Source organism: Streptomyces sp. NPDC044571 (assembly GCF_040647115.1).
Lineage (GTDB): Bacteria > Actinomycetota > Actinomycetes > Streptomycetales > Streptomycetaceae > Streptomyces.
In genome coordinates, this window is the sequence record NZ_JBEZBN010000123.1 from 1 (window position 1) to 1,542 (window position 1,542).

Genomic DNA, 1,542 nt, shown 5'->3' on the forward strand with positions numbered 1-1,542 from the left:
GGGGGGGTGTCTCTATGTCTTTCGTCAAGGACGTGGTGACTGGTATGCGGGTGTTTGGGATGGTCATGCGGCGAGGGTGACGGTGGGGGTTTTGGACTCGTAGAAGGTGCCGTCGCGGAGCATGGCGAACAGGACGCTGATGCGTTGGCGGGCGAGGCGGAGGAGGGCCTGGGTGTGGGTTTTCCCGCGGGCGCGTTGCCGGTCGTAGTAGCTGCGGGAGGCGGGGTCGGCGTTCATGCAGGCGAAGGCGGAGAGGAACATCGCGCGTTTGAGCTGCCGGTTTCCGCCTCTGGGTGCGTGTTCGCCGTGGATCGAGGTCCCCGAGGATCTGGTCGTGGGGGCGAGGCCGGCGTAGGAGGCGAGGTGGGCGGCGCTGGGGAAACCGGTGCCGTCGCCGACGGTGACCAGCAGGACTGCGGCGGTCCTGACTCCGACTCCGGGCATCGAGGTCAGGACCGGGTGAAGAGGGTGGGCCTCCAGCAGGGTGCTGATCTGGGCTTCCAGTGCCCGGCGCTGGTCATGGACGGCGGCGAGTGAGGCGGCCAGTGACGGGATCACGATGTCGAGGGTGCCGGTTCCCGGGACCACGACGGTTTGTTCGTCGAGGGCGTCGAAGACGTCGTCGATCAGACGCGCGGCCATGCGCGGGGCTTTCGGGCGGATGAGTTCGACGAGTCTGCGGCGGCCGGCTTTCCGCAGAGCGGCCGGGGATCCGTATCGCTCGAGGAGCCAGGTGACGGCCGGGTGATCCAGCCGGGGCCCGAGCACGCGCTCGAGGCTGGGATGGAACTGAGTGAGCAGACCGCGTATCCGATTGCTGGTGCGGGTGGCCTCGGCCGCGAGGTCCTGGTCGAAGCCGGTCAGCACCGTGAGCTCGGCGGTGATCTCGTCGGTCAGCTCCAGCGAACGCAGAGTGTGAGGCATCGTCCGGGCCGCGTCCGCGATCACCGCCGCGTCCTTCGCGTCCGTTTTCGCCTCGCCCGGATAGAGATCAGCGATCCGCCGCATCGCGAGTCCGGGCAGGTAGGCGACCTCGCAGCCCGCGTCGCGGGCGACAGTCAGCGGCATAGCGCCGATGGACGCGGGCTGGTCCACGATCACGAGCACGGTGCCGAACTTGGCTTTGAGCTTGTCGAACACGGCCCGCAGCTTGGGTTCACTGTTGGGCATCGGCTTGTCGAAGACCTTCTTCCCGGCCGGCGTGAGCCCGTGACCGTGGTGGGCCGTCTTGCCGACGTCCATCCCCAGGAAGACGCCCACGCCTTCGATGTCGAACATCGCACCCTCTCCAGGTCGTGACCGTGCTGGCCATGGCGGTGGCACCGTGCTCGCGCATCCACGTTATGCAGACCTGCCGCCCGCGAACTGCCCGGCATTGCGCCGGACCGGGCGGTGGCCGGGTCTCTCATCAGCGTCTCCGACGGCACCCCTCGGGCCCGGCGACACCACCCCCCAGGTCATCCATGCGACAGAGGGGACACAGTCATACCGGGCCCGGAGGCCGGCGGCCCCATTGCAGGACCGCGAAAAACATAACGGGGG

At 68.4% G+C, this 1,542-nt stretch carries 1 protein-coding gene; it reads right to left on the bottom strand.

Features of this window, described 5'->3' with window-relative positions:
* Nucleotides 1-63 precede the first annotated feature (63 nt).
* Nucleotides 64-1,278, bottom strand: a complete 1,215-nt coding sequence (locus AB0B01_RS30670) for an IS110 family transposase (protein WP_361726211.1) — start codon at nucleotides 1,276-1,278, stop codon at nucleotides 64-66.
* Nucleotides 1,279-1,542: the final 264 nt, after the last annotated feature.